Raw genomic sequence first — 3642 nt, forward strand, 5'->3', positions numbered from 1 at the left:
TGACCGGCCGGGGCGCGCGTGTGGGGGGTTGTGGGGGGATGCAGGTACGACGTTAGCGCTCAAGAATCAGACAAATGCCGTAATTCGCACGGCGGTTGAGGTTCTTATGGCTCGCTTAAGGGCGGGATCGGCGGGCATTAACCGTTGATCATGAAGCGGTCGGAAGACGTCGGAACACGGACCGAAACGGACCGCCAGGTCTGGACCGCAGCGGTCCGCCGGGCCTGGGCCGAAACCGTCCCGCCTGGCCCAGACCGAACCGGTCCCACCAGGCCTAGTTGGCCACTCTGCGGCCGGACGGGCGGCCACCCCTGCGGCGGCGTACGACCCGGTGGCCCTTCTTGGCCGGGGACGTGCGGTGGCCGTCGAGGCCGAGCCAGATCCGCACCTCCGTGCCGCCCAGCACGGACGCCCCGATCCGCACGTCGCCACCGGTGGACTCGGCCACCCGCCGGACGATGTCGAGCCCGAGCCCCGTCGAGCCGCGCCCGCCGTCGCCGTGCCCGCGCCTGAGTGCCGCGTCGGGGTCCTCGATGCCCGGACCGGCGTCCGAGACGAGCACGATCACCGCGTCCTCGCCGTTGTGCACGTCCACCGCGAAGGGCGTGCCCTCGGGGGTGTGCCGGAAGACGTTCCCCAGCAACGCGTCCAGCGCCGCGCACAGTTCGGGGCGCGCGACCGGCACGCGGACCGGACGGTCCACGCCCGCCAGGCGCACCTTGCGCCCCTCGTCCTCCGCGAGCGCCGACCAGAAGCCCATGCGGTCGCGGATCACCTCGGCCGCGTCGCAGCCCGAGCCCTCCCCGAGCGGCCCCCTGGTCTGCGGCTTCTGCTCGCGCGCGGTGCGGATGATCTGGTCCACCTCGCCCTCCAGCTGGGCGACGGCCTCCCGGGTCTGCTCGGCGGCCGGGCCGTCGCCCAGGGAGGCGGCGTTGAGCCGCAGCACGGTCAGCGGGGTGCGCAGCCGGTGGGACAGGTCGGCGGCCAGCTCGCGCTCGTTGGCGAGCAGCTGCACCACCTGGTCAGCCATCGAGTTGAAAGCGACCGCGGCCGACCGCAGCTCGGCCGGGCCCTCCTCGGGCACCCGCGCCCCGAGTTTGCCCTCGCCCAAGTCCTGTGCTGCCCCGGCCAGTTGTTTGGCGGGCCGGACCATACGGGTGCCGAGCCGGTCGGCGATGGCCACCGAGCCGACGATCAGCGCGATGCCGACCCCGGCGAGGACGGCCCACGCGGTGGTGACCCCGTTGGTGACCTCGTCGTCGGGCACGAACACCTCGACGACCGCGACCGCGCCGGAGCCGATGGCGGTCGGCTGGAGCAGTACGAAGCCACCGGGCACCCGGGAGATGGAGGCGCGGCCGAGCCGGGTGGCGATGGCCAGGTCCTGGTCGCCGGCGCGCTGTTCACCGATCTCGACGGCGCCGCTCGCGGCTTCCCCGGCCGCCTCCGCGGACGCGCCCGGGGCCCGGCCCTCGCTCGCCTCGCCTCCGCCCGAGCCGGGGTCGGCGCCCGTACCGCCCTCCGCGTCCCGGGCCGGGCCACCGGCGTTCGGGGCCGGGACGTGCACGGCCATCCGGCCGTCGGAGCCGGCGCTGGTGCTCGCCACGGCGCGCTGGAGCTCCTCGCGGTCGGTGGTGATCGCCAGCGCCGGGCCGATGGTGGCGGCCTGCCGCTCGGCGTTGGAGAACGCCCGGTCGCGCGCCATCTCCTTGACGACGAGCCCGAGGGGGATGGCGAACGCGACCACGACCATGGCGGTCACGGCCAGGCACACCTTGACGAGCGCCCATCTCATTGCGGCGGCTCCAGCTTCACCCCGACGCCGCGCAGCGTGTGCAGATAGCGCGGCTTGGCGGCCGTCTCGCCCAACTTGCGGCGCAGCCAGGACAGATGGACGTCGATGGTCTGGTCGTCGCCGTAGGACTGCTGCCACACCTCGGCCAGCAGCTCCCTGCGCGCCACGACCACGCCGGGCCGCCCGGCGAGGAAGGCCAGCAGGTCGAACTCGCGGCGCGTCAGGTCCAGCTCGGCCCCGTCCAGCTCCGCCTGGCGCCGCAGCGGGTCGATCGCCAGCCCGCCCACGCGGATGACGCGGGACGGCGGCTCGGCGCCCAGGGCACGCGAGCGGCGCAGCACGGCGGACATCCGGGCCGAGAGGTGGTCGACCGAGAACGGCTTGGTCAGGTAGTCGTCGGCGCCGTCGTTCAACAGCCGGATGATCTCCGCCTCGTCGTCCCGCGCTGTGGCGATGATCACTGGCACGTCGGTGACGCCGCGCAGCATCTTCAGCGCCTCCGCGCCGTCGAGGTCGGGCAGGCCGAGATCGAGGATCACGACGTCGAAGCCGACCTGAGCCACCTCTCGCAGCGCCTCGAGAGCCGTGCCGACACTGCGCACAGTGTGCGAGGCCTCGCTCAGGTGACGGATGAGGGCGGAGCGTACGAACTGGTCGTCCTCGACCACGAGCACACTTGCCATGGGCGGCACCGTACGCCATTCGGGTGATACTCGTCCCGCCCATGCCCGTGGCAATCAACCCCCCTCCCCATCGCGATGAATCGGCCAGGTGCGGCAGGATGAGTCAAATGCAACGAGGACTCGTTCACGCAGCCGCATGGTCGCTCGCCACCGGGGCCGCCGTCACGCTGTCGTGGTGGGGCGTCCACACCGTGCTGTCCGGGACGGCATACGACCCGCCGCGCGCGCTCCCCATACCCAGCAACGCGACCTCGGGATCCGAGCCCGCCGGTGGTGCGGAACCGCAGTCGTCGTCCACTCGGCGCCCCAAGTCGCCCTCCCCGTCCGGGATGAAGACCGAGAAGCCGCCGCAGACTCCCAACAAACCGGACGCCGACGGAGACGACACCGTCGAGAGCGCGGACACCGGCTCGTCGCAGCCCAGCACCCGCCCGCCGAGCACTCCACCCGAGACACCCACGGCGACCGCGAACGTGAAGAGCTACGCGCCGCAGGGCGGCCGGGTCGCCTTCGACCTCGGCGAGTCCTCGGCCGAACTCGTCTCGGCGACGCCCGACTCGGGCTGGCAGATGCAGGTCTGGAAGCAAACGGAGTGGATCCGGGTGAACTTCACCAAGGGCGAGAACACCACCTCGGTCTTCTGCACCTGGAACGGCCACCCGCCGAAGGTGGAGGTCGTCACCGAGTAGCGGGGCGAACGGCCGGGCCGGACCGGGCTACTCGAAGACCCGCTCCGGTGGGGCCGGGCTCGGTTGGGCGCTCGCGTCGGTGACCGGGGCGGCGCCGCCGGTGAAGTCGGCCAGGGCTCTGTCGTGCTCGACCCGGCCGGGGTGCGGGTCGCTCGCGGCGCGGCGGGTCAACTCGGCGACCGGCAGCTCCCGTTCGGAGGCCAGCAGCACGGCGTTGCCGAACCTCCTCCCCCGCAGCACGGCCGGATCGGCCACCAGGCACAGCTCTGGGAACACGGCCCGCACGGTGGCTATCTGGGCTCTGAGGTGGGCCAGCGGCGGCCCGTCGGCGAGGTTCAGGGCGCAGCACCCGCCGGGGCGCATGGCTCTGCGCACCTCTGCCATGAACTCCGTACTGGTCAGATGCGCCGGGGTTCTGGCGCCGCTGAAGACGTCGACGATGACGAGGTCCGCCCAGTCGTCGTGGACTTTGGCG

The 3642-nt window shown here is 72.7% G+C and carries 4 protein-coding genes; 1 reads left to right on the top strand and 3 read right to left on the bottom strand.

The annotated features are described in order from the left end of the window. Nucleotides 1–274 precede the first annotated feature (274 nt). Both AOK16_RS19715 and AOK16_RS19720 read right to left on the bottom strand, forming a co-directional pair. Nucleotides 275–1795, bottom strand: coding sequence for a sensor histidine kinase (locus tag AOK16_RS19715; RefSeq protein ID WP_055473528.1), 1521 nt, complete (start codon nucleotides 1793–1795; stop codon nucleotides 275–277). Next, entirely contained in the window at nucleotides 1792–2478 is a 687-nt protein-coding gene (locus AOK16_RS19720; protein WP_079101573.1) for a response regulator transcription factor, read from the bottom strand. The genes AOK16_RS19715 and AOK16_RS19720 overlap by 4 nt, the downstream gene beginning before the upstream one ends. Before the next feature lie 107 nt (nucleotides 2479–2585). On the opposite strand from AOK16_RS19720, the gene AOK16_RS19725 reads away from it, so the two are divergent. Next, nucleotides 2586–3167: a hypothetical protein gene (locus tag AOK16_RS19725; RefSeq protein ID WP_055473530.1), complete on the top strand. Its 582-nt coding sequence runs from the start codon at nucleotides 2586–2588 to the stop codon at nucleotides 3165–3167. Between the two features lie 27 nt (nucleotides 3168–3194). On the opposite strand, the gene AOK16_RS19730 is transcribed toward AOK16_RS19725, so the two are convergent. Then, nucleotides 3195–3642, bottom strand: a 448-nt coding sequence (locus tag AOK16_RS19730) for a spermidine synthase (RefSeq protein ID WP_169790920.1), incomplete at its 5' end; no start/stop codon positions are given.

It is taken from the genome of Streptomyces pathocidini, from assembly GCF_001418495.1.
In the GTDB taxonomy this organism is placed as follows: Bacteria; Actinomycetota; Actinomycetes; order Streptomycetales; family Streptomycetaceae; genus Streptomyces; species Streptomyces pathocidini.

Coding starts and splice junctions, on each gene's coding strand:
- AOK16_RS19715 (WP_055473528.1), bottom strand. CDS start 1,795: ATGAGATGGGCGCTCGTCAAGGTGTGCCTGGCCGTGACCGCCATGGTC.
- AOK16_RS19720 (WP_079101573.1), bottom strand. CDS start 2,478: ATGGCAAGTGTGCTCGTGGTCGAGGACGACCAGTTCGTACGCTCCGCC.
- AOK16_RS19725 (WP_055473530.1), top strand. CDS start 2,586: ATGCAACGAGGACTCGTTCACGCAGCCGCATGGTCGCTCGCCACCGGG.